We start from the raw sequence: 25,884 nt of genomic DNA on the forward strand, positions 1-25,884 counted from the left end.
GTGAAGTTGGCTTGCTCAGAATTCCTGAAACTTGACGGGTACGGTGTTCAGAGTTCCGCCTTTAGGCGGCTAACGGCGCAATAGCGCCGCCTTAACGCGCCTGCGGCGCGAACCGCCTAAAGGCGGAACTCTGAACACCTCTGCCACGGCAAGAGTCATTAATCAGCGCGCCAAATTCGTCAAGCTCAAGCTGGAAGCATCACAACCATGCCGTGGTTACCGCACGAAAAATACATCTGGGATAGCTGGTTCGCCTGGCAGGGCGAAGAGTTGCACGCCTTTTATTTACAGGCCGATCAGGCGGCCTGCGGCTATAACCCCGACGCGCGCCACAACCTGGCCGAGGTCGGCCACGCCGTGCTCTCGCGCTGGGGCTGGCAGGAATTGAATGGCGCGCCTGCCTTGAAACCTGCCCCCAACGCCGCCTGGGATGACCTGGCAATCTGGACGGGCAGCATTGTGCAACCCGCAGCCAACGCGCCGTATTTCATGTTTTACACCGCCCGCCGCCGCGCAGATGCGCCGCTGTGGACGCCTTCGGAATGGCAGCGCCCGCAACATATCGGCTTGGCGATCTCGCGCGATTTGCGCGTGTGGGAGCGCATCGGCACGACACCGGTCATTCCGAATTTCGGCAAGCCGCTCGGTCTGGACGGCGTGGCGTGGCGCGATCCTTACGTCGTGCGCGGCGACGATGGCGCGTGGTACGCCTTCATCTGCGCGCGGCTCAATCCGCTGGATGCCAACAACAAACATTTCGGTCTGGACGCGGGCGGCGCGATTGTCTGGCTGCGTTCGGAAACGCTGGATAACTGGCGCGTCGAAGAAACGCGGCAGTTAGTGGCTTCGGACGAGTTTTACCAGATGGAAGTGCCGCAAGTGTTCTGGCGCGCGGGCGCGGGCGGCAAACGGTTTTACCTGCTCTTTTGTGCGCAGGAAAAAGATTGCTCACGTGCCCGGCGGCAACGCGGCTTGGCGTGCGCGACCGGGACTTACTACATGCATTCGGAGTTGCTGCCGCTGGATTATCAAGGCGTGCCGAAGTTGCCAGAGCCTGCGCGCTTGCTGGCGGCGGGGCTTTATGCGGGCAAGCTGTTGCGGCCCGAAACCGCTGCGCGGCCCGTGTTGCTGGGCTTCCCCTGGGCCGACGCGGCGGGGCATTTCACCGGCGGCATTTCTGATGCGCAGTTCGTCACCTTTGCCGCTGACGGCGCGCTGGAGGTAACGCATGGCTAGTCTGAGTTTGCGCGACGTTTCCAAAAGCTATGCGGGCGGCGTGCGCGCGGTGTCGTCGGTCAACGCCGAAATCGCAGACGGTGAATTCATCATCCTGGTTGGGCCGTCCGGCTGCGGTAAATCTACGCTGTTGCGCATGATCGCGGGCCTGGAAGAAATCAGCGCGGGCGCAGTGCTGATTGATGGGCGCGTTGTCAACGACGTACACGCCAAAGATCGCGACATTGCGATGGTCTTTCAACATTACGCGCTCTATCCGCACATGAGCGTCGCCGCAAACATGGGCTTCGGTCTGAAGCTGCGCAAAGTCGCGCCAAGCGAGATTGACCGGCGCGTGCAGGAAGCCGCCGCGATTCTGGGTTTGACCGAATACCTGCAACGCAAACCCAAAGCGCTCTCTGGCGGGCAGCGCCAGCGCGTCGCGGTGGGCCGCGCCATCGTGCGTCAGCCCAAGCTGTTTCTGTTTGATGAACCGCTCAGCAATCTGGACGCCAAGATGCGCGTCGGGATGCGCGCCGAATTGATCCGGCTGCACAAACGCCTCGGCGCGACGATGGTTTATGTCACGCACGACCAAGTCGAAGCGATGAGCATGGGCGACCGGCTGATCGTATTGAAGGACGGCGTCGTGCAACAGATCGGCGCGCCGCTCGAAATATACAACCAACCCGCCAATCAGTTCGTCGCCGGATTTATCGGTTCGCCGCCGATGAATTTCATCCACTGTGAAATCGAGCAGCGCGGCGCGGATTGGTTTGTCGTCAGCGACGGGCTGAATCTGCAACTGCCGGAAAGCCAGCGCGCGAGCCTGGCGGCGGCCTTCACCAACGGCGAACGCAAGGCTGTGCTCGGTATCCGGCCTGAAGACATTCACGAACGCACCGGCGCGGGCGCAGCCGTCAGCGCCCGTGTGGACATCTTGGAACCGCTGGGCGGCGAAGTGCTCGCGACGTGTTCGTTCGGCAGTCACGAAATCGTGGCGCGGCTGAGTCCACGCACACGGGCGCAAACTGACGCGGCGCTTGAACTGCGCTTTGATTTAGAACGGGTGAAGCTGTTTGACGCGCAGACAGGAAAGGCGGTGGGGTGAAAAAGCAAAAGGCAAAAGGCAAAAATCAAAAATCAAAAATGGGAAGCGCGCGTGCCGTCCTTTTGCTTTTTGCCTTTTGCCTTTTGCCTTTTGCCTTCCTGACTGCCTGCTCGCTCAACACTGCCAAACACAATAAAACCATCGTCACCTTTTGGCACGGCATGGAATCGGGCGTGAACAATCAGGTGCTGCAAGCCAAGCTTGACCTGTTTAACGCCCAGCATCCCGGCATTTTCATTGACGCGCAGGTCTATGGCGCGGCGGATCAGTTGGGGCCGAAACTCGACGCCGCCGTCGCGGGCAAGACGCCGCCCGATTTGCTGTGGTGGTCGCCCGCCTTCTTTCCCAAATACGCGGCGGCGGGGGCGTTGCGTAATCTGGATGAGCTGATCGCGCAGGATGCGGCGTTCGACCGCGCCGATGTTTACGATTACTTGTGGGAACTCGGCAGCTTCGACAATAAGCTGTATGTCACGCCGTTTTCCGCCAACAACCTGGGCATCTATTACAACAAACAGATGCTGAGCGAAGCCGGCATTGCGCAGCCGCCGCAGACTTGGGATGAATTCAAAACAACCGCGCGTAAGCTGACGCGCAACGGCGTGTACGGCTTTCAAATCCCGATTGGCACGTCGGAATGGACGGTCTGGACGTGGCAATGCTATCTCTGGCAAGCGGGCGGCGAGTTGCTGACGCCGGACAAAAAACAGGCCGCGTTCAATTCGGCGGCGGGCGTCGCGGCGCTTGATTTCTGGAAGTCGCTTTACGACGAAAAGCTGGCGAACTTTTCCGAAACCGATGCGGGTTACAAGACCGACAACATCCTGGCCGGGCGCATTGCCATGACCATCAACGGGCCGTGGAATTACGCTGATCTGAAAACGCAGCCGCACATCGGCGTCTTCGCGCTGCCCCGCCAACAGCGCGCGGCGACGAACATCGGCGGCGAGTCGCTCTTCCTTTTCAAAACGAATGCGCAACGCGAACGCGCGGCCTGGGAGTTTATGAAGTTCGTGATGAGCGCCGATTTTCAAGTGGATTGGGCAATGGCGACGGGCTACTTGCCAGTCTCGAAATCCGCCGCGAACAGCGCGCCGTATCAGGCGTTCTTGCAAGCCAATCCGTTTATCAAAGCCTACAACGATCAAATGCCGGTGGGACGGACGCGGCCTTCGATCCCGCAATATCCGGCGTTGTCACTGACGTTGGGGAAGTATTTGGAAGCGGCGTTGTATGGCAAGCTGTCGGCGCAAGAGGCGCTAGACAAGGCGGCAACGGAAGTGAATGCGATATTGCAGAAGGCGGGAAATTGATGGCATCCTGCTGGGGCAAGGAGGACATTATGCAAACCGAAGTTTTGATCGAACGCATCAAAAGCCTACCGCCGAACATGCTGGTTGAAGTGGAAGCCTTGGTGGACTCGCTGGAGTCGAAATCCGGGCAAGCCATCAGCAACGCGCGACAGGCGCGCTTTGACGCGATTGCCGCTTACGCCGCGCAACACGCGGGCACGGATGCCGACCTGGACGAAGAGCTTGAACAGGCCGCTGTCGAGCACTTGCTAACGCTGGAAGAATACGAGCAATGAAACGCGGGGATGTCTATTGGGCCGATCTCGCGCCGCGTTCCGGCTCGGAACAAAAGGGCCGGCGGCCCGTCATCATTGTTTCGCACGACGGATTTAACCTGTCGCGGGGCTGGAACTCTGTCATTGTCGTCCCGACTTCGACTTCGCAAGCACAAGCCAAGCGCGGCGCAACCGGTGTTCTTTTGCCGGTTGGCGAAGGCGGATTAGCCCAGGAGAGTGTCGCGTTGTGTCATCAAGTGACAACACTTGACCGGTCAAAGCTGTTGCAAAAGATCGGCGCGCTTTCCGCTGTCTGGCTGGCGAAAGTGGAGCAGGGCTTAGTTGCCGCGCTGGATTTGCCGTAACCGATCAAAATGAATGCACGCAAAGACAACCTGACTGCCTATCTCTTCCTGCTCCCCGCGCTGCTGCTGCTCGGCGTCTTCATCCTCTACCCGCTCCTGCAATTGCTCTGGGTCAGCCTGAACGAATGGAACATCCTGAAAGATCAAATGACCTGGGTTGGCTTCGATAATTACCGCGCGATCCTAAAAGAGGAAGGCTTTCGGCAGGCGCTGTTCAACACCTTCTATTTTGTCGCCGTGACGGTGCCGGTCGGGCTGGCGTTGGCACTGGGGCTGGCGCTGCTGCTGAATGAAAAGCTCAAAGGCGTAGGCCTGTTGCGCACGTTGGTCTTTACGCCGTTTGTGACTTCGACGGTGGCGGCGGGCGTGATTTTCATTTGGCTGATGGATTACGACCGGGGCTTGGTGAATGCGGCGTTGGCGGCGCTGGGCGCGATGCGCATCAACTTTTTGCAAAGCGAGACGTGGGCGATGCCGGCGGTGATCGTGATGACGATTTGGAAGCAGGCGGGCTACAACATGATCTTGTTTCTGGCGGGTTTGCAGGGCATTCCTGAGATGTATTACGAGGCGGCGGCAATTGACGGAGCTAAACGCGGCTGGCAAACCTTCCGGCACATCACTTGGCCGTTGCTGTGGCCGACGACGTTTTTCGTGCTGGTAATCTCGATCATCTTTGCGTTTCGTTCGTTCGAGCAGATGTTCGTGATGACGCGCGGCGGGCCGGTGGGCGCGACGACGACGCTGGTCTATTACATCTTCGACAAGGCGTTCAAGTTCGGCAATATGGGGCAGGCGGCGGCGGTCTCGACGTTAATGGTGGGGATTGTGCTGTTGATTACGTGGTTGCAATTTCGCGGGCAAAAGGAAGCAGAGATTTGAAATTACGGATTTGAGATTGAAAGCCAATGACCAAAGAGAGCAAAGCCCAAAACTGGATTCAATATGCGTTGGCGATTGGCGTGGCGCTGCTGTTCGCCTTGCCCTTGTTGGCAATGTTGACGACCTCGTTGCGCGATCCGGCCAAAGCGGCGGCGGGGTTTGCATTGCTGCCCGATAGCTTGCACTGGCAAAACTATGTCGCGGCGTGGCGGGCGACGAACTTCCCGCGCCAGTTCGTCAACAGTTTGGTGATGGCGCTGGGCGTGACGGCGGGGCAGATCATCACGTCGCTGCTGGCGGGCTATGCGTTTGCGCGCATGGAATTCTTTGGCAAGCGGGCACTATTTATGACGGTGCTGGCCACGCTGATTATTCCGTTTCAGATTTTGGTGATCCCGGTTTTCATCATCCTGGTCAAGCTCGCGTGGATCAATACCTATTGGGCGTTGATCGTGCCGTCGCTGGCGAATGCCTTTGGCATTTTCCTGTTCACCCAGTTTTTCAAAACGATTCCTTACGAATTGGAAGAGGCCGCATATCTGGATGGCGCAAGCCGCTGGACGGTGTTGTGGCGCATTATGGTGCCGTTGTCGCGTTCGGCCATTACGACGCTGTTTCTCTTCACATTCATCGCCGAATGGAATGACCTGTTCAAACCGCTGGTCTTCACTTCAACCAAGAGCATGCGCACCGTGCAATTGGGGCTGACGGTGTTTCAGGAACAGTTCAAAGTAGATTACGCCTTGTTGATGGCGGCGGTGGTGTTTGTGACGCTGCCGAGCGTGTTGCTCTTTTTCCTGGGCCAGAAACAGTTTATTAAAGGCATCGCAACGACTGGGTTCAAATAAAATTTTGCCACAGAGGCACAGAGATATTGAGCTTTTCTCTGGCTTTGCAACAACTCTCTCTTTGTCTCTGTGCCTCTGTGGCAAAATTCCGTAGTTGCCTTGGAAACAACGATTCAACGAGGAGCACCCAATGGAATTTTTACGCACGCCCGATGAACGCTTCACCAACCTGCCCGGGTATGATTTCGCGCCGCATTACGTCGAGATTAACGGCTTGCGCATACATTACCTGGACGAAGGGCCGCCCCTCGCCAATAAAGACGCCGCGCCTGTCTTGCTGCTGCACGGCGAACCGTCGTGGTGCTATCTATATCGCAAGATGATTCCGGTGCTGGCCGCCGCCGGGTACCGCGCCATCGCGCCCGACCTGATCGGCTTCGGGCGTTCGGACAAGTTGCCGCAGCGCGAGCAATACACCTATCAATTGCACGTAGACTTCATCACCGCCTTTGTCAAGGCGCTCGACCTGCAAAACATCACCTTGTTCGGACAGGATTGGGGCGGACTGATTGGCTTGCGCGTGGCGGCGGAAAACGAAGCCCGTTTTGCCCGCCTCGTCGTCGCCAACACGGGTCTGCCCACGGGCGATCAACCGATGACCGAAGGCTTCATGCGTTGGCGCGCGTATTCGCAAACGGTCGAGCACTTCCACGTCGGCGGCATCATCAAGGGCGGTTGCGTGACCGAACTCGCGCCTGCGGTCATCGCCGCCTATAACGCGCCCTTCCCCGACGACAGTTACAAAGCCGCCGCGCGTCAGTTCCCACTGCTCGTGCCCATCGCGCCCGACGACCCGGCCTCGGCAGCCAATCGCGCCGCCTGGGAAGTCTTGCGCCGCTGGCAAAAGCCGTTGCTGACGGCCTTCAGCGATGGCGACGCCGTCACGCGGGGCGGCGAGCGCGTCTTTCAAAAGCTGGTGCCCGGCGCGCAGGGCCAACCGCACAGCACCATCACTGGCGCAGGTCATTTTTTGCAGGAAGACAAAGGGGAAGAAGTGGCAAGCGTGGTGGTTGATTTCATGGCGCGCACGACCTAACACTTGCAGGTAAGGCGGCTGATTTCAACTTATATAAGGCAGGCAATGAACGCACAGGGCGCGGCGAACCAATGTCAGGGCTGAGATGACATCGGTCAGGCGCGTTCCGGGGTCAGCAACTGGTGCAGTTTGTCTTTGGTTTCTTGCAGGAACATGCGCGTCAGGCGTCCGGCGGCCACCGCATCGCGGGCGCACAGTGCCTTGACGGCTTTTTCCTGTACGGCGGTGCTGACTTGTGCCACGCGCAGATGCGTCGTGTGGTTATGCTTCTCGGTGATGACATAAAGCGCAAACAGCGGCGCGACCAGACGTTCAAGCGCCTGCGCGAGAAAGCGATTGCCCGAGGCTTCCCAAATTTTGCGGCGGCAAGCCAGATTCGCTTCAAAAAAGCGCGCCAGGTTTTCACCGGCAAGCTGCTGTTTCATCGTCTTGAACAATTCCCCGATGGCGGCGAGTTCCGCCGCGCTGGCGTGCTGCGCGGCCAGCGCATAAGCCAGCGGTTCCAACTCCAGACGAATATCAAAGATTTGCTGGGTATCCGCCAGCTTGAGGTTGGTGACGTGCGTGCCCGAAAAAGGCGTGCGCTCGACAAAGCCCTGATGTTCGAGTTCGATCAACGCCTCGCGGATCAAGCCCTGTCCGACGCCGAACTGCTGGGCGATTTTGGTTTCGACAAGCTGCTCGCCGGGCTTCAAACCACCCGCCAGGATGGCGTCCTTGAGCGTCGCCACCACGCGCACGCGCTTGGAAATCGGCTCAACCTTCTGAAACCCGATGGTCATCTCGTGATTCCTTCTTAAGAGTACAGTTGCGAGCTAATCGCGGCACGGTTCACTTTGCGTTGCTGATTTAACGCGGCTGATTATCCGATAATCTATTACCTGATTCAAGATTATCCGAAAAAATTCTTGACACTTGGTTATACCATCAATTATTTTGCGCGACACCAACCAGACGATGATTGATTCACACTTGCTTTGCTGTCTTGATGAATTCGAAATGCGCTACGCCGTAGCGTATTTGCTCACCACTTGTAGATAGGACTGATTTAGCTTTGCGGGAGAAATCCTGCTTGAAATAGAACTGGGCGGATAGGCTGCGGAACCTTGCGTTCCGCGTGTCTTCGCGCGCCGGTTCTGGCGCTGGGCTGGCAAACAGTGCTTCAGGCAGACGAGCCGCGCGGGCGCGCGCTGTGAACGGGGTCAGGCGACAGCATGAAAGAACGCCTGGGCAGAAAGCACGGAATCAAGCGCGCCAGCCCTCCCGGTGGATTCACTTCCACTCTTCGTTTCGCGGTTGTGCGCCCGGCGGCGTGGCGTGCTTGCGCGACAAACAGCCTGGTCATCGGATCGGCACGACTTTCAGTAGGAGACAATATGCAAAAACGTAAGCTCAACTTTACTACCAGCTTTTCTTTGCTGGTGCTGCTCAGCGGCCTGCTCGCGCTGGCGGGGCCGCCGGTCTTGGCACAGGCGGTGAGCGGCACGATTCTGGGCACGGTAACAGACGCGAATGGCGGCACCTTGCCCAATGCCAAGGTCACGCTTATTCATACCGCGACCGGCTTGACGCGCGCGCTCAGTACCGATGAAAGCGGTGAATATATCGCGCCCTCGCTGCCGACAGGCGTTTACAACATCACGGTCGAGGCAAGCGGCTTCAAGAAAGTATCGCTCACCAATGTGCAACTCGGCGTAGACCAAAAGGCACGCTTTGATGTCAAACTCGAAATCGGCGCCGCCACCGAATCGGTCACTATCCAGGGCACGACGCCGCTGGTGCAAACCGACAGTTCCGACCTGAGCGGCACGATCAACGAACGGCAGATCGTGAACCTGCCTTTGAACGGGCGCGATTTCGTGGTGCTGACGCGCACGCTGCCCGGCGTGCAGCGCGGCATTCCCGGCGCGAACATTGACGGCGCGGGCAGTCTGGCCTGGCGCGCCTCAGCGTCGTTTTCGGCCAACGGCATGCGCACGCGCGACAACAACTTCCTGCTCGACGGCGTGGACAACAATGAAACCTGGCTCAACTCCGTCGTGATCTTCCCCAGCATTGACGCGCTCGAAGAGTTCAAGGTGCAAACCAGCACCTACTCCGCCGAGTTCGGCCGTTCTTCCGGCGGCGTCGTCAACATCCAGATCAAATCGGGGCAGAATGCCTTTCACGGCAGCGCGTTTGAATTCCTGCGCAATGACAAACTGGATGCCAACGACTTTTTCAACAACAAGAATAGCCGCGCCAAACCGCCCTTCAAGCAAAATCAATTCGGCGCGACGGCGGGCGGGCACATCCGCCGCGACAAGACGTTTTTCTTCGGCGATTATCAGGGCGGGCGCATCCGCGACAGCAAAACCTATCTCTCGACCGTGCCGACGGCCAAGATGCGCACGGGCGATTTCTCTGAACTCGCGCGCGTCATCTACGACCCGCTGACCAACAAGCCTTTCACTGGTAACGTAATTCCGGCGGCGCAATTCGACCCGGCGGCCAAAGCGATCATTGATCAGCTTTATCCGTTGGCAAATGTCGCGGGCACCAGAGCGGCGAGCGGGCAGGTCATCAACAACTTCCTTTACAACCCCGTGCTGCAACGCGAGGACGATCAGTTCGACGGGAAGATTGACAATTACTTTTCGGCGGCCAATCACTTCTTCGGCCGTTACAGCTTCGAGCGCACGCACCGCTTCCTGCCCGCGACCTTGCCGCACGGCGATTCGGGCACGACGTTTGGCGCGGGCGACGGGCTGGTGCGCGCACAGAGCGTGGCCCTGAACGACACGCACACGTTCAGCCCGACCTGGTTGAATGAAGTGCGCGTCGGTTTCAGCCGCATCGCCTTCAAGGTGACTTCGATTGACGCTGGCACCAATCTGTCGAAGACCGTCGGCATTCCCGGTGTCAACATTACCGACACGGCCACGGCCCTGTCGCAAATTCAGTTCGGCCCCGGCGACATTCGCAACCTGGGCGCGAACTCGAATCAACCGTTGTTGACCTTCCTCGACACGTACCAGTATTTCGACAACGTCACGCACACGCGCGGCGCGCACACCCTCAAGATGGGCGCGAGCCTGACGTTCCGGCGGCGCAATGTGTTCAACGTGGATAACGTGGTCGGCAACTTCACCTTCCAACCGGCGTTGACCTCCAATTGCGCGGGCGTCACGGCGGCGTGCACGCTCGATTCGACCACAGGCTTTTCCTTCGCCAGCTTTGTGCTGGGCTATGCGTCATCAGTCACCCGCGGCTTGATGCAAGGCACGGTCGGCGAACGGCGGCCTGAATATGGCGCTTATGTGCAAGACGATTGGCGCGTCAACAGCAAGCTCACGCTCAACCTTGGGTTGCGCTACGACGTGTTCGTGCCATACGTCGAGCAGTACGACCGGCAAGCGAATTTCGACACCAGCACGGGCCGGTTCGTCGTCGCGTCTGACAGCGCCACGATCAAAGGCATCAAAGTCGGGCGGGGCTTGCAGACGACGCCGAAGAAAGACTTCGCGCCACGCATCGGCTTCGCTTACGACGTCTTCGGCGGCGGCAAAACCGTGGTGCGCGGCGGTTACGGCATCTTCTGGAACAACCCGCTGACCGGCACTTCGTCCCAGAAGCCGAGCAATCCGCCGTTCTTATTGTCAAACGCGCAGACGACCACGCTATTGCCAACGCTGAAACTGAGCGCCGGCATTCCTGCGCCGCCCGCGCTCAATCCGGCCGCCGTACCGTCAGGCACGACGCGCTCGATCTTCGATCCTGAATTCAAGGACGGTTATGCGCAGCAGTGGAATCTGAACATCGCGCATCAACTCGGCAAAGACTATGCGCTCGAAGTTTCCTACGTCGGCTCGAAGGGCACACACCTGGTCGTCAAGCAGGACATCAACCAGGCGGCGCCCGTGGTCGGCGTGCGCGACTCGAACGTCAACCGTCCGTTCATCACACTCGCGCCCGGCCTGCGCGCGCTCTCGCAAGTGCAAAGCCGTGGCTATTCCAATCACAATGCGCTGTTGGTGAAATTCTCCAACCGGTTCTCGAACGGCCTGGCCTTCGTCAATTCGTACACCTTTGGTAAGACGATTGACATCGTGTCGGATACCGAAGGCGCGACGCAGAACGCCTACAACTTCAACCGCGACCGCGCGGTGTCGGATTTCGACGTCAAGCACAACTTCACGTCGAGCTGGTCGTATGATCTGCCCTTCGGCAAAGGCAAATTGCTAGGCGGCGGGGCCAATGCGCTGGCCAACAAATTCATCGGCGGCTGGCAACTGAGCGGCATCCTGCTGGCGCGCGGTGGCCTGCCCCTCAACATCAATCAGTCGCAAGGCGTGCTCTCGACTGGCACGGGCAATCGCCCGAACCGGCTGGCTTCGGGCAAGCTCGACAATCCGACAATTGACAAGTGGTTCGACCTAGCGGCATTTCAAGTGGTGCCCGACAGCACGGGCACCTACGGCAATTCGGGCCGCAACATTTTGCGCGGACCGAAGCAGGTCAACGTTGACCTGTCGCTGGTCAAGAACACGCGCTTCAAAGAACGCTTCGAGCATCAATTGAAGTTCGAGTTCTTCAACGCCTTCAATCACGCACAATTCGCCAACCCGGGCAACACCATCGGCACGGCGGCGGCGGGCACGATTTCGAGCCTGCTCTTCGGCTCGACGGCGCGCCAGATTCAGGTGGCGATGAAGCTGAAATTCTAACCAGTGCAGGCGGGATGATTCGGCAAATCGTCCCGCCCTTTTTTACAGACGGGGAGCGTGAGCGACCTGCGCCTCAGCAACAGACACATTTGCGAGGCGCAGGTCGCTTACGCTCCCCGTTCTGCACCAGAACATCTATGCATAACCAATCCTGCGACGAAACCAATTCAACGAATGACCTGACGCGGCGAGATTTTCTGCGGCACACCACGCTCGGCGTCGGCGCGGCTTCGCTGTTGGCGGAATCCATCAACGCCGAGAACACGTCAACCCAGACCACCTCCGTTGCCCCGCGCCGCACAGGCTTGCTCTATCCGCAGCAAAACCAACTACGCAACCTGACCGATCTTTCCGGCTTGTGGCAATTCCAGCTTGACCCGCAAGACGAAGGCGAACGCGGCAACTGGTTCAAGGCCCTACCCGCGCCGCGCCAAATCGCCGTGCCGTGCAGTTGGAACGATTTGTTTGATGACGCCAAAAATTATCTGGGCACCGCCTGGTATTTGAACGAAACCTGGGTGCCGCAAGGCTGGCGCGGGCAGCGTATTTTCATCCGCATCGGCTCAGCGAATTACGCGGCGAAGGTTTGGGTCAACGGCAATCTGGTCGCGCAACATCTGGGCGGCCATCTGCCCTTCGCCGCCGACATCACCAATCAACTGGTGTGGGATAAACCGAACGTCATTGCGATTGCGGTCGAAAACAAACCGCTGCCAGAGCGTGTACCCGCCGGGCCTTCGCCGGGCGGCGGCATTTTCAGCGGTTTGTTCGCCAGTTATCCCGAAGCGACGTATGACTTCTTCCCATACGCCGGGCTGCATCGCCCCGTACTGTTGTTCTCCGCACCCGCCACGCATCTTGACGACGTGACGGTGGTCACAAAAATCGAGGGCCAGGACGGCATCGTCAACGTCAAAGCCACGACCAACGACGCTTATAACGGCAAAGGCAAAGTCCGGCTCAACGGCAATGAAACGGAATTGAGCTTTCGCAACGGTACCGCCGAAGCGACACTGCGCGTGCCCAACGCGCGACTGTGGAACACGCAAGACCCGCATCTTTATCCGCTGAGTTTGACCCTGAATGACGGCGCGCGCGTCACTGATGCCTTTGCGCTCGACATCGGCATTCGCACCGTGGAAGTGCGCGGCGCGCAAATTCTGCTCAACGGCCAGCCCATCAAGCTCACCGGCTTTGGCAAGCACGAAGATTTTCCGATCAACGGGCGCGGGCTGAATCTGCCGCTCGTCATCCGCGATTACGAATTACTGAAATGGATTGGCGCGAATTCCTATCGCACCTCGCATTACCCCTACAGCGAAGAAGCCATGCTGCTGGCCGACAAGCTGGGCGTGCTCATCATTGACGAAATCCCCGCGGTCAGTTTGAACTTCAACGACACAGATGATTTGATCGCCGCGCGTTTCAAACAATGCACACAGCAGATCGCAGAACTCGTCGCACGCGACAAAAATCATCCGAGCGTCATCATGTGGTGCGTGGCGAATGAGCCGATGGCGGGCAATCCGCTGGCCGGCGGCGGTTCCCCCAAAGCGACCGAAGCGGGCAAACAATTTTTCAGCAAAATGTACGCGCAAACGCGCCAGCTTGATGCTTCGCGTCCGGTGACGATGGTCGGCGTGATGAATGGCCCGCCGGAATGGCTGGGCATTTTCGATGTGGTCAGCATCAATCGCTATTACGGCTGGTATGCGCTGGGCGCGAAATTGGATCAAGCCGAACAGGCGCTGGAAAAAGAACTGGACGCGCTCAACCAAGCCTTTGGCAAGCCCGTCATCATTACCGAATTCGGCACGGACACCGTCGCCGGGGTGCACAGTCAGCCCGATGAGATGTGGTCGGAAGAGTATCAGGTCGAATTCCTGCGCCGTTATCTGGACGTGGCGGCGCGCAAGCCTTTCGTCGCGGGCTTGCAGGTCTGGAACTTCGCCGATTTCAAAACCGGGCAAGGCATCGTTCGCATGGGCGGCATGAATTTGAAGGGCGTCTTCACGCGCGACCGGCGGCCCAAGATGGCCGCGCACTTTCTGCGCTCGCGCTGGCACGAGAAATGAAATAATGGTTGTGCCAATACCAGACTCAGCCGCTCCAGCTTGCAAGGTGAGCAAGAACGCTGAACTGGCGCAGGTCGTGGCTGATTTCATCGGCGGACGGCATAGAGCTTTGTGCCGGCGACCGGGCAGTGTTAGATTCCCGCCCATAGAGGTTATCGTTATGCAGATTCAATTCACCCTTCAGGTTTTCAAGGAAGCCCAGTTTTACGTTGCCTATGCACCCGAACTTGACGTCTCTTCGTGCGGCCCAACCGAGGCCAAGGCCAAGAGTAATCTGTATGAGGCAGTCCGTTTATTTTTGGAAGAAGCCGAAAAGCTGGGCACACTCAATCAAATTCTTGAAGAAGCTGGTTATGTCAAACGCAAGGGAATGCTAGTCGGCCCCAAATTCATCACAGTTCAGCAAGCTACCTTGCCATTCCAGTTTGCCAATGCCAAAGCTTAGCTCCGTTTCTTATCAGGTCCCGAAATGCATCTTCGAGTTGGACGGCTTTACGCACGTCCGCACGGAAGGCGATCACCTGGTTTTCACCAAGCCGGGCGTGCCGCGACCAGTCGTGATTCCCAAATACGCTGCCCTGCCGGTTTTTATGATCAAAACAACTTGCGCACTGCCGGGATCAGTCGCGAGCGTTACTTCGAATTGCTGGAAAAGTGTTAGCCACAAATGCCGTTTGACCGCTACGCCAGCAAATCATCCACCACCAACCCCTGCACATCCGTCAGTCTGAAATCCCGTCCAGCATAACGATACGTCAGCCGTTCGTGATCAAAGCCCAACAGCTTCAAAACCGTCGCGTGCAGGTCGTGTACGTGCACAGGCTTTTCCGCCGCCGCAAAGCCAAACTCATCGGTCGCGCCGTGCACATAACCTTGCTTCACGCCGCCCCCGGCGAGCCACATCGAGAAGCCGTGGTTGTTGTGATCGCGGCCCCATTCGGCGCGATTGCTGCCGCCGGATGGCCCGGTCAATTCGACGACAGGTGTGCGTCCGAATTCCCCGCCCCAGATGACCAACGTGTCGTCGAGCATGCCGCGCTGTTTGAGATCGGTGAGCAGCGCGCCGATGGCTTGGTCGGTGGCTTGGGCGAGTTGTTTGTGCGCGGTGGCTAGATTGTCGTGGCTGTCCCAGGGTTGGTCTTTGCCCTGCCACACCTGCACGAAGCGCACGCCGTGTTCCAACAGCCGCCGCGCCAATAGTACCTGCCGTCCATAGAGATTCTCGCCGTAAAGTTTGCGCACGTGTTCCGGCTCACGGCTGACATCAAACACGTCGGTCGCTTCGGCCTGCATGCGATAGGCCAGTTCGTAGGATTGAATCTGCGCTTCGATCAGCGCGTCTTCCTGACGTTGCTGTTGATAGCGGCGATTGAGTTGCGCCAGCAGATCGAGTTGGCGGCGCTGTTGCGGGCGCGAGGTGTATTCGTTTTTGATGTGCTGAATCAGCCGCTCGACTTCGGTTTCTTTGGTGTCAATGTGCGTGCCCTGATAGACCGACGGCAAAAAACCCGCCGTCCAATTTTGCACGCCGCTGACCGGATAGCCGAATGGGCACAGCACAACAAAGCCGGGCAGGTTTTGATTTTCGGTGCCCAGGCCATACGTCAGCCATGCGCCGAAGCTGGGCCGCAACTGGCGCGGGTCGCCGCAATTCATCAGCAACAGCGACGGCTCGTGATTGGGCAAGTCGGTGTGCATCGAACGAATCACGCACAGTTCGTCTACGTGCTGGGCCGTGTGCGGATAGATTTCGCTGACCTCGATGCCGCTCTGCCCGTGCTTTTCAAACTTGAAGGGCGAGCCGAAACCTACGCCAGTCTTGCGCTCGGTCTTCAGGTGAATCGGCAGCGTCTGGCCGTCGTATTTGGTCAACATTGGCTTGGGATCGAAGGTGTCTACCTGCGACGGGCCGCCGTTCATAAACAGGTGAATCACACGTTTGACCTTGGGCGCGAAATGCGGCGCTTTGGGCGCGAGCGGATTGGCGAGGCGCTTGTCTTCGGCCAACGCTGTTTGATCGGACAGTTGCGCAAAGGCGAGCGCGCCAAAGCCCATGCCGCAACGGTGCAACAGTTCGCGGCGGGTCAGGAAGTTGTCAGCCAACTCAGTTTTGTGGTGAAACATAACCGGCCTTTCTTTCCAATCAATTCAACGGGCGTTTATCCACACGCTCCAAATACTCCGTCAACAGTAACTCTGGGATTGAAGCGATGACCTCGTCGCCTTCATCCCAACGGAACATCTTGGGGATGCAGCCGACCTCAATGGACGGAGGCTGTTTCTCATAACGCGGCGTATATTCAATTTCGCAATAGATTGAATTGGCATGACACGCGTCAAGCACCGCCGCAATGATGTTGCCGTGATGCGCTCGCGCGGCATCCACCTTAAGCCAGTTGCCAAAATACAAAGCCTCAAACTGGCCATCAACTTTACGGCAACGTTGTGGTTCGGCCGTTGCCCATTTTGCTAGCAACGCTTCGATCTCAGCTTGCGCATCAGAAACACGATCATCCGCAGTTTGTTGTATCGGCATAACTCCTCCTTCAATCCAGCACCAGAAATTCCGCCGCCGCCAGCAAGGTTTGCGCGTAGCGTTCCCACGCCGTCAGCGGCGTTACCCACGGCGCGCGAAAATCACGCAGCGAATCCCACGTCTCGCCGCTGCCAGCATCGTTGCCAGCTAGGCGTTGAATCGTCACCGCCCATTTGAAGCCATTGCCCGCCGAGCCTTTGCTGACCTCGGCGACGAAATCGAGCGTGTCGCCGCGTTGCACGGCCACTTCTGCAACAGCAGTCGAGGTTTGCTCTGGCCGCGCCGTCCAGTTGCCCGCGCGACCGTTGCGGCTGGAAACAATGTGCGCCTGCACGCCATCGCACTTGCGGCAGCCGTTCTCAAAGGTCTGTTCCAGCACGCCACCAAGCTTCACGCGGCCATCAAAGGGCGCGACCCAGCGGCGGATGAGCGCGTTCGCTTTGCCTTCGTAAATCAGCCCGCCCTTGTTATTGAGCAACGCCAGCGAGGTGCGCGGGTCGCCGGGCATCGCGGAGTTGCGCCATTCGCCCTGCAAAAACCAGGCGAAGGGTTTGAAGGTTTTGACGCGCTCGGCCTTTTCATCCAATTCGCCCTGGCCGTATTGCCACGCCTGGCTGTACGTGTTGTCCAAGAGAACTTTGTCGGTGTTGGCAGGTTCGTTGATGAATTGCAGCGCCAGCGCCAACTCGCCAGCCCCAGGCCGACGGTTGTATAGCAAGCGATAGAGTTGCGCGATGCGGCGGCGCGGATTTTTTTCCGTCGCGATTTCGGGTCGCTGCAACAGCGCGCGCGCCTGTTCGATGACAAATGGACTGTTCAGCAGCAACAGCGCCTGTTGCGGCACGGTGGTCAGGTAACGTTGCGGGCTGTGCGCTTCGGGACTGGCAAAATCGAAGGCCAGAAAATCGCCGGGCACGATGGCGCGATCAATAAACGAATAAAGCGTGCGCCGCTGCATAAACGGCCACGCTTCAGCACTGGCGGGCAAGCCGGCGAGCTTGAGATCAAGCTTGCCACTGGCTTGTAACAAGGCGTCGCGCAACTCTTCAATATCCAAGCGTCGCCGGTTCATGTGCCACAGCAACTTGTTTTCCGGATCACGCTGGCGGGCCGCCGCGTTGTCGGTGCTGCTTTGCTGATAAGCGCGTGAAAGTACCAACAGCCGGTGCAGCTTTTTCAGTGACCAGCCATCCGATTGCGGATTGCGGATTGCGGATTGCGGATTGTCTGCGTCGTTCATAAACGTCGAGGCCAACCAATCCAATAACGCCGGATGCGTGGGGGCTTCACCGCGTGTGCCGAAATCGCTGGGGGTGCGCACCAACCCATTGCCGAAATGATGCTGCCAGATGCGATTGACCATGACGCGCGCCGTCAATGGATTGCGCGGGTCGGCAATCGCCTGCGCCAGTTCCAAACGCCCGCTGCCGTTCGTGAAAGGCTTGCGGTCAGGGCCGGCGAGGATTTGCAGGAACTGCGGCTGCACCTGCTCGCCTTTGTTTTCAGGCTTGCCGCGCAGGAAGACGTAACCGGATTGCGGCGTTTCGGCATCCTCGACGCTTTGCGCGCGCGGCGGCGCGCCGCGATAGGCTTGCGCTAAAAAGAGACTTTCCAGCTTGCGGCGGCTGCCGTCTTCGTTTTGCTTGTCGGTCGAGAGGCGCACCGCTTCGTAATCGCTGAAGGGAAAGTTGAGGGGCGAGTCAGCGCCGCGAATCACCTGTCGCAAGGCTTCGACGTGGGCGTCAGTTAGCGTTTCCGGCTTGTCGTATTGCGCAAGCAGTTTGCCGTATGTTTCCGCCGCCTCGTTCAGCGAAGCGGGCGGCTCTTTGAACGCTGCGCGCACCAGCGGATTGGCGGCCTGATCGGTCAACACAGCAACGGCCTTTACTTTGAATTCCGCGGCGGGCAGCGTGCTCAGGCGTTGCCAGATGGCCCAAACCGGATTGTCTTTGGCTTGTTGCAAGTAAGTGCGCCAACGGCGCAGCAGGTAAACGTTGTAATCCTTCTCTTGGGCATACTTTGGTAACTCACTGTCTGGCAACGCGCGGGCCTCGGCGGCGAAGCGCAGCGATTTCGCCAGTTCGGGCGCACTGGCATACAACTCTTTCAACTTGGGAAAGCGCGCCGCACGCTTTTTTTGAATGTCGGTCTCGATCTTCTTTTCTTCGGCTTTGGTTTCGGCTTCAAACTCACCGCCCACGGCTGCGTTCGGATCAAGCAGCGGCAATTGTTTCGGCTCGCGCGTATTGCTGAAGATGTTGTAAAGCGCGTAGTAATCGCGCGTCGGAATCGGATCGAATTTGTGATTGTGGCAGCGCGCGCAACTGACCGTCAGCCCCAGCAAGCCGCGCGAGACGACATCAATCTTGTCATCCAGCCGTTCGTGCTGATTCACATTCAGCCCGCCCCGGCTGAGCGAAACGAAACCGAGCGCCGCCAGATTACGCCTGTCATTGTTGGGCAATTTGTCCGCCGCCAGTTGCTGCACGATGAATTGGTCGTAAGGCATGTCTTCGTTCAACGCGCGCACCACCCAGTCGCGGTAGGTGTAAGCAAAGGGGAACCAGCCTTGCAGATTGCGGCCCGCGTCAATCATGCCCAACGTATCGGAATAGCGCGCGACATCGAGCCAGTGCCGCCCCCAGCGTTCGCCGTAATGCGGGCTTGCTAACAACCGTTCGACAACTTTCGCATAAGCATCAGGCGCACGGTCGGCCAGAAAGGCTTCCATTTCGGCGGGCGGCGGCGGCAAGCCGGTCAGGTCAAAAGTCACGCGCCGCAACAACGTGCGTTTGTCGGCGGGCGGATTGAAGCTCAAGCCTTTGGCTTCGAGTTCAGCCAGTAGGAAGGCGTCTACCGGATTGTTCGTCGCGCCTTTGACGGCGGGCACGGCGGGCCGGCGCACGGGTTGAAACGACCAGAAGGCTTGGTGTTCGGGTTTGATGAGGTATTCGTTTTTGGTGGCGAGGGTGACGGGCCAAGGCGCGCCGCCTTTGATCCAGCGCGTCAGATCGGCGATTTCCGCATCGCTGAGTTTCGCGCCGCCTTTGGGCATGCGCAGCGTGGCGTGCGTGTGGTTGACGGCTTGTAGCAACAGACTGTTGGCGGGATCGCCGCTGACGATGGCCGGGCCGCGTTGGCCGCCTTTGAGCAAGGCGGCGCGGGTGTCCACTCGCAACCCGCCTTTGGCCGCGTCGGCGTGGCAATCGTAACAATGCGCGGCTAGCAACGGGCGGATGCGTTGCTCGAAAAATTCGGTTTGGGCGGTGGCAAGGTTGGCGGGTGATTGCTGGGCGTGACCGGTTGGCAACCCATACAGCAACGCCAGCAAGCATAACGCCAGGCGTTTCACTGGGTGCACACGCAAGGATGATTCTGCTGGCAAACGCGCTTTGAGCGTCCGACAAGCTGCCAGCTTGTCGGCGGCGTGGCAGCCAACCGACTGGCCGCACTGCCGCAGCCGCCGACAAGCTGGCAGCTTGTCGGACATTTTGGGGTTCGCCAACAGAATCAAGGATGTGCGCGCGCCCAGGGCCGCCGCAATTTTCTCAGTAACACCTCTTGCGGAGATCATCATTTCATCCATTCACAGTTTGTACGCCTAGCAGTAGCCGGCCTTTGATCTCGCCCAAGGCCTCGACGACCGTCGCTTGTGCTTTTTGCTGCGCCAGCATGGTGCGCATGAAATCGAGTTGGCTCAGCGCCGAATCTGCTTCGTGGGGCCGTGCGCCGGTGCCAAAGGTGGCTTGATATTCGGCGATGATCTGCTCTTTGTTTTCGGGCAGTGTGCCGAGGTAAAGGTACCGCAACACCAGGGCGTCGGGGATCGCCACGCGCACCCAGAAGTCTTCTTTCACCGCCAGTTTCTGGCGCGCGGCGTTGACGCAATCTTCCAGCAAGCGCAAAAACTCTGGCTGCACGGGGGGCGTAGCGGTTTTCCGGGCGCGACCGGATTTGCGTTTGGGCGGTGCGGGCGCGTGTTCGCCCAGCAGAATGCGGCAGGCCAGCCAGTTAAAGGTGGAGTAATTGTCGCGCGGCTGGCCGCCGGCAACGCTGTGCTCACTGGCCTTTTCGTACCACTTGCCAGCCTGTTGCAAGGGCTTTTCGTACTCCTGCTGTTGCTGCGCCGCGAGCAGCGCCTGGCTCTTGTAAACACGGCCCAACAGCGAGAGCCGTTCGGTCGTTTCGCCAAACGCATCATTTAACCAGGTGAGCTGGGCGATAGCCTTCTTCAAACCCGGGCCTGCCTGCTTCACCAACTCCGGCTCCAAGTCCTGACCGGCGGTTTCGGCTTTGCGCAATTCACTATCTACGCGGCGGCTTTCCAGATTGGCGAGGCGTTCGACCGCGCGCAAAGAGGCACGCGCATCGTCCTTCTCGACGGCCAGCTTGTAAGCCTCAATCGCTTTGGTGAACTCGCCCAACTCGCGCCAGGTATCGCCAAGATCAGTCAGCATTTCGCCATCACGCAATCCGTCCGGCAGCGCTTGCTGCACACGTTCCAACCACTCGATCCAACGGCGATTGTTGAGCGGATCGGTGGCGTCGGGTTGTTCGGCAATGCTCTTGATTTCATCACGATATTCACGGCGCGAATAAAAACTCCCGTCGCCGTCGCCGCGGTTATACCCGGTGTTGAGGGTAAAACTGGGGTTGCCGTAACACTGATAAGCGCCCCAGGTATTGGTTTGGCTGTGCAGTTGGAACGTGCGTTGGCGCGCCGCCAGCACCGCTTCGCCGAAGCGTGTGCCGCTGAGCATCTCGCGATAAAACTCGTCGGCAAAGGTCAGCGCCGCGCCATCATCCACAGCCCAACCGGCGGCGATGACGGCTTTGACGCCGATCTTGATCAGTTCTTCAGCCACGCTCGCGGCCAACCGGTGCGGGTATTCGGTATTGAGCCGCCGCTGGTCGCTTTGGGCTTGCGCGTCGAGTTGGCCCAAGTGGCAACAGTTGATGAAAACCAGTTCCGGCACGGCGCGCAAGTTCACGATTTCGGTCGAGGTCAGATATTGCTCGCGGCCCAGCACGACGCCCTGCCGTTTGCTTTCGTTGGGATCGAAGACGCCGTGCGCGGCGATGTGCAGGATTTGATATTCGCGGGCGAATAATTCGGTGATGACATCGGCCCCATTGCGCTTGATCATTTCTGTCACCGCGAATTGCGCGGGTTTGAGGGCCGCCGCCACAAGCTGGGCTTCCTGTTGCGCGCCGAAAAGTTCGGGCAGTCCATGATCGGCGGCATCGCCGACCACCAGCGCGTTGCGTTCGCGCGCGGGAATGGGGTTGGGCCTGAAATCAACCGTCTTGAACTGGCGCAACATGCCGATTTGCGTGACGATGGGTTTGTCCTTCTGCGAGCGTTCGGCCAGCAATTCCCAGGGGTAACGCGCGGCTTCGCGATCCAGCACCAACAGCGTGTTCTCAGATTGATTCTTCAGCTCGTTCGGCACCAGCAATTCAAAGAGCGTGGTCGCCAGACTGGGATTGAAGGCCGGTTGCGCAATCGAGTCGCGCACCAGGCGATCCACCCAGAGCCGCTGCGTCGCCTGCATCAGATTTTCGGCGCGCGCCCGGTCGGTCAGCACTGTAAATTCCAGGCTGTCGTCTTCGGCCTTGCGGGCGGCAACTTCAAATTCATGCAGGCAGTTGATGAGTTCGATCAGATAGGCGCGTTGCGCCGGCACGCGCGCCGATTCCTCCATCACTTTTTCGATCAATCCGCGCAGCGTCTCGCGCGACGCCGGGGCGGCCCTGAGTTGGCGCAGCAATTCGGGGAAGCTCTGGTAAATGGCGGTGCCCGCCTGTTTGTTGACCCCCACAATCTGAATGCGCCGCCACCAATCATTGGCGTAAGGCGCGTAGGGGCGCTGATAACGTCCGCCGCGTTGCGGGTTGAGCAAATTGGGCGCGACCTCGATGCCCACTTGATCGCCGAATTCGGCGGGCGGTTTCAGGCGCAAGCGGTGCGTCGCGTGAATGGCCTGAATCGCCACGTCTTCGTAAAGTTCGACCAGTTCGACTTTATCAATGCGCACCTTGTCCCACAGCTTTTGCGCTTGCAGGATGCGGTTGGCATTGACGATGCCGGTCAAAATGGCTTCGACGGATTCGTCCACGGTCAAGGCGTGGCCGCCATAGGTGCCGATCATCAGCGTGCTGAACGCGGCTGACCGCACGCCCGTTTCAGCGGCGCGCGCCGGACATTCCGCCAGCGCCAGCGCATATTCCAGTGCCGCCGTCGTCACACCTTGCCGCACGACATCGGCGCGGATTTCGCCGATCTCACCCAAACCGATGATCAGAGCGCCGGGCGGTTGATTATCCGGTTTCATCAACACGACCGCCGCCGTGTTTTGCGGGCCGGGATAGCGATTGAGTTTGTGCCGTTCGGACAAACGTCCACCGAGCCGTTTATCCAGTACGGCTTCGGCATTGACGATGGGGGTGCTGGTGTAATGACCGACGGCGACCGGGTATTTGGCATAACGCAAATGCCCGTGCATCACCGAGACCTGCACCGTGTAAGCCGAATCGGCGGCACCGACGGTGAGGCGGCTGCGGCCACCCGAAATCTCATCCTGCAATTCTTCTTCGGTGGGGAAGACGGGTTCGAGTTCTTCGGCGCGCGTCACAATCGTGGCAGCCGCGCCTGCCCGGTCCAGCCGTGGTTGTTGCCGCAACCGATCCGTGCGGCCCTGTTCCAGCAAATCAGTGATGGCCGGGAAGAGCGGCGGATGATCGGCCATATCGCCGTGCACCACATCGGCGTAATAGGTCGGCACGTTGTCGAGTTTGCCCATTACGTAAGGCACGCGACCATCGCCCTGCGTGGTTTCGGTAACTTCCAACACGCCGTCGGCGGCGCGGCGCAATTCCAGCGGCGTGCGTTCGGCAAAACCGGCGACATAGACCATTTGCGCTGGGCCTGCCGCTTTGGTTTTCAATTCCGTGCGCCACGCGCGGGCATTCGCCAGCGCTTGCTTGTCAGGTAAGGGGAATTGATTTTCCGGTTTGAGCGGCGCGTTCAGCTTCTCCCAAGCGGTGGGGTCGAAGTATTCCTCCGGCAACAAATCGAGCACGCCGGGATAGGCGCGCAGAATTTGCAGCAACTCGGTCAGGTCGTGTTTGAAATCGAGCAGCGCCAGCATCTTCAGCAATTTTTCTTCGCCCAGCAGCATGCGGGCGATCTGGTGCGCGCCGTTATTGGGCGTGCCGAGCATAATCAAGCGCCCTTGCTGTTTGATGAGTTCCTGCCACAAAGCGCCATCGTGCGCGATCATGGAACGCGCGACCAACCCGCCCATCGAATGCGCGACCAAATGAATGGGTTTGCCAGCACTATCGGCGAGCGCGCCGCGCACCGCACGCACCAGATTTTCGCCCGCTTCTTTGACCGATTGCCGCCAATCATAGGCAAAGGGAATCACGCGATAGCTGCGGCTCAACTCTTCGACCAGGCGTTTGTAATCGCTCGCCATCAGGCCTTCCGGCAGCACTTCAGGCGCGAGATGATCAATCGTGAGTTTGCTCATGCCCCCGCGCAACAACGCCAGATGATCGAGCCAGACCGCGTTGCCCTGAGACTTCAGTTCGCTGCCCATAATGCCAGGCAGTACGAACACGGTGCCCTTGGCCGCCACCGGCTTGCCATCCCTGCTGACGGGGCCGCCACGCGCGGCGGCGACATCAATTTTCTCGCCGCCGCGTTGCGTCAGTTTGTCGAAGCCTTTGGTTTGCTCGAAGGGCTGCGCCTTGAGCGCCAGCCGCATGGCCAAACGGCGGCGCGAGTCGGCATTGAAAAAGTAACTGAAGTGATTGACGTCCGAGCCTTCGTCAAAAAAGCGCCAGGCTTGCTCTTGCCGCTTGAGGCCGCCATCCATCGCGCGCGTGTTGACGACCCAATCGTTTTGCTCCCACAACACGGCGTTGCTCAGCAAGGTCAGCAGCGAACTGGACAGCGAGCCGCCGATGGCGCCGTCGCCCGCAATGACGGCCAAATCCGCCGCCGTCGTCAGTCCCGGTTGATTCAAAAAGCTGATCAGCGGCGAGGACGGCATCATCGCTTCCAAGCCCGGCAACTCCGCCGGATTGGCGCGCAACTTGACCAGCGCGGTCATGGTCGCCTTGATGAAATCGTAGATCGGATTTTCGCTCAGCCCCGGCACCAATTCGATGGCGTGCAGCAGCGCCGAAAAAAAGTAATCCAGATTATTCGCCAGCCAGGTCGTGCCGCGCGCCGGACAGGCCACGCGCACAAAGCGTTCGATGTTTAAGCGCTTGCCCGCCGACACCTCCCAAAGTTTGCTCAGCAACTCGCGTTCATTGGAACGCGCGGCCTGCGCATCGCCATCACCGGCGCTGGCCTTGGCGTAAACTTGCAGCAACTCTTCGAGCTGCACTTCCTTGCGCGCGACCTGGCTGAGGCAAAGCAATTCGCCGACCAGCCCGCCGCGTGAGTGCGAAACGAGATGCAGCGTCGCGCCTTCGGGAATGACCTCCAACAAATCCAGCGCATTTTTGATCGGGCTGACGCTCAGCGAGCGATGTTCAAAGGCGAGAATGCGCGACCCGTAATCGGCGCGCAGTTGTTTCCATTCCTCGGTATTGGCGAGCTTGCCGAAACTGCCGTTGCTGCTCGAAGCCGTGCCGTGAATGAAGAGCAGATAAGGCTCGACGCCCGCGATGGTTTTGGCGTCTGTGACCTGCTTGTCCACCACAAGTTGCACCTTGTCATCAAAGGGGAACAGCCAGCCGGAACGATCCGCATCGCCTTCGTTGAGTTGCGCCAGGCTTTTCTCTAAGGTGCCCTCGACCAATTGGTCTTCAATGCGCCGCACGGCGAGGCGGGCCGCGCCTTTCGCCACTTCCAAAGCGGGGTCGAAGCCGATGACTTTCAGGGCTTTCAAAATTGCCGTCCCGGCAATCCCGCGCGTGGCGCCCGGCAAGGCAAAGGCGTGTGGCAGGCGCACTTGCGAATCGGGTTCGCCGGTCGCCAAGCCGCGCGATTTCGCCGCCTGTTTGTCGGCGGCCAGCTTTTGGGTGAGGCGTTCGCCCGAGACCCACAATTTCTGCCCGTTCTCGAATTCCAGTTCGACGACTTTCCCTTCCAGATCCTTGGCGTCGAGCGTGACAAATTCCGCAGGGCCGCCATCCCGCGAGGGCGGTTTGATGTTGAAGGCGCTGAGGACCTTGACCTCATCCTTAAACAGCTTTTTCGTGGGCGGCGCGGCGGCGGTATCAGGCGTGCCGGGAATCATCATTGTCGTAGGGGTGGCAGGGTTGGCTGGTGTTTCATTGGCCATGGGATGCTCCTCGTTTGTGGCTAGCCGGTGGCTAGATTGTGGGTTAATGGTGAAACTTACATTTTGGGTACGCACCGCGGCTTTGCACAAAGCGCCCCGAAAACAGTCCCCGATTTGTGCAACTCGGATTTTTGCACAAATCGGGGACTCATATCGCCTTGCAAAATAAGGCAATGTAACTAACCGATTTGTGCAAACCTTGAACGACTTATGCAAATTGAGCGGTTTGTGCAAAGCC

General features: G+C 59.1%; 16 protein-coding genes. 11 read left to right on the forward strand and 5 right to left on the reverse strand.

What is annotated here, in order from left to right:
• Positions 1 to 207 precede the first annotated feature (207 nt).
• The 8 genes from HY011_14040 (at position 208) to HY011_14075 (ending at position 7,024) form a co-directional block, all read left to right on the forward strand.
• The gene (locus HY011_14040) at positions 208 to 1,236 is read left to right on the forward strand and encodes a hypothetical protein (protein ID MBI3424051.1); all 1,029 of its coding nucleotides are present in this window, start codon (positions 208 to 210) and stop codon (positions 1,234 to 1,236) included.
• On the forward strand, positions 1,229 to 2,326 hold the full coding sequence (gene ugpC, locus HY011_14045) for a sn-glycerol-3-phosphate ABC transporter ATP-binding protein UgpC (protein MBI3424052.1): 1,098 nt from the start codon (positions 1,229 to 1,231) through the stop codon (positions 2,324 to 2,326). The genes HY011_14040 and ugpC overlap by 8 nt, the downstream gene beginning before the upstream one ends.
• Positions 2,327 to 2,409: 83 nt before the next feature.
• On the forward strand, positions 2,410 to 3,639 hold the full coding sequence (locus HY011_14050) for an ABC transporter substrate-binding protein (protein ID MBI3424053.1): 1,230 nt from the start codon (positions 2,410 to 2,412) through the stop codon (positions 3,637 to 3,639).
• 29 nt (positions 3,640 to 3,668) lie between these two features.
• Positions 3,669 to 3,914, forward strand: coding sequence for a hypothetical protein (locus HY011_14055; GenBank protein MBI3424054.1), 246 nt, complete (start codon positions 3,669 to 3,671; stop codon positions 3,912 to 3,914).
• Positions 3,911 to 4,258: a type II toxin-antitoxin system PemK/MazF family toxin gene (locus HY011_14060; protein MBI3424055.1), complete on the forward strand. Its 348-nt coding sequence runs from the start codon at positions 3,911 to 3,913 to the stop codon at positions 4,256 to 4,258. Before HY011_14055 ends, HY011_14060 begins: the two co-directional genes overlap by 4 nt.
• 9 nt (positions 4,259 to 4,267) lie before the next feature.
• A complete protein-coding gene (locus HY011_14065; protein MBI3424056.1) occupies positions 4,268 to 5,140 on the forward strand; it encodes a sugar ABC transporter permease in 873 nt (290 codons plus the stop codon).
• Between the two features lie 26 nt (positions 5,141 to 5,166).
• Complete coding sequence (locus HY011_14070) at positions 5,167 to 5,988, forward strand: carbohydrate ABC transporter permease (GenBank protein ID MBI3424057.1); 822 nt, start codon at positions 5,167 to 5,169, stop codon at positions 5,986 to 5,988.
• A 130-nt stretch (positions 5,989 to 6,118) separates the two neighbouring features.
• On the forward strand, positions 6,119 to 7,024 hold the full coding sequence (locus HY011_14075) for a haloalkane dehalogenase (protein MBI3424058.1): 906 nt from the start codon (positions 6,119 to 6,121) through the stop codon (positions 7,022 to 7,024).
• A 95-nt stretch (positions 7,025 to 7,119) separates the two neighbouring features.
• Here HY011_14075 and HY011_14080 read toward each other — a convergent pair whose 3' ends face one another.
• A complete protein-coding gene (locus HY011_14080; GenBank protein MBI3424059.1) occupies positions 7,120 to 7,806 on the reverse strand; it encodes a GntR family transcriptional regulator in 687 nt (228 codons plus the stop codon).
• Between the two features lie 594 nt (positions 7,807 to 8,400).
• On the opposite strand from HY011_14080, the gene HY011_14085 reads away from it, so the two are divergent.
• From HY011_14085 to HY011_14095, 3 genes are all read left to right on the forward strand, one after another.
• A complete protein-coding gene (locus tag HY011_14085) occupies positions 8,401 to 11,730 on the forward strand; it encodes a carboxypeptidase regulatory-like domain-containing protein (protein ID MBI3424060.1) in 3,330 nt (1,109 codons plus the stop codon).
• 137 nt (positions 11,731 to 11,867) lie between these two features.
• The gene (gene uidA / locus HY011_14090) at positions 11,868 to 13,805 is read left to right on the forward strand and encodes a beta-glucuronidase (protein ID MBI3424061.1); all 1,938 of its coding nucleotides are present in this window, start codon (positions 11,868 to 11,870) and stop codon (positions 13,803 to 13,805) included.
• A gap of 160 nt (positions 13,806 to 13,965) precedes the next feature.
• Positions 13,966 to 14,250, forward strand: a complete 285-nt coding sequence (locus HY011_14095) for a hypothetical protein (GenBank protein MBI3424062.1) — start codon at positions 13,966 to 13,968, stop codon at positions 14,248 to 14,250.
• A gap of 236 nt (positions 14,251 to 14,486) precedes the next feature.
• Here the strand turns inward: HY011_14095 and HY011_14100 are convergent, their stop codons facing one another.
• Genes HY011_14100 through HY011_14115 form a run of 4 tightly spaced genes read right to left on the reverse strand, consistent with a single transcriptional unit; the run spans position 14,487 to position 25,646 of the window.
• The gene (locus HY011_14100) at positions 14,487 to 15,929 is read right to left on the reverse strand and encodes a DUF1501 domain-containing protein (protein MBI3424063.1); all 1,443 of its coding nucleotides are present in this window, start codon (positions 15,927 to 15,929) and stop codon (positions 14,487 to 14,489) included.
• A gap of 19 nt (positions 15,930 to 15,948) precedes the next feature.
• Positions 15,949 to 16,341, reverse strand: coding sequence for a hypothetical protein (locus tag HY011_14105; protein ID MBI3424064.1), 393 nt, complete (start codon positions 16,339 to 16,341; stop codon positions 15,949 to 15,951).
• Between the two features lie 10 nt (positions 16,342 to 16,351).
• Positions 16,352 to 19,918: a PSD1 domain-containing protein gene (locus tag HY011_14110; GenBank protein ID MBI3424065.1), complete on the reverse strand. Its 3,567-nt coding sequence runs from the start codon at positions 19,916 to 19,918 to the stop codon at positions 16,352 to 16,354.
• 1 nt (position 19,919) lies between these two features.
• The gene (locus HY011_14115; GenBank protein MBI3424066.1) at positions 19,920 to 25,646 is read right to left on the reverse strand and encodes a CHAT domain-containing protein; all 5,727 of its coding nucleotides are present in this window, start codon (positions 25,644 to 25,646) and stop codon (positions 19,920 to 19,922) included.
• Positions 25,647 to 25,884 lie beyond the last annotated feature (238 nt).

This window comes from Acidobacteriota bacterium (assembly GCA_016196035.1).
GTDB lineage: Bacteria > Acidobacteriota > Blastocatellia > RBC074 > RBC074 > JACPYM01.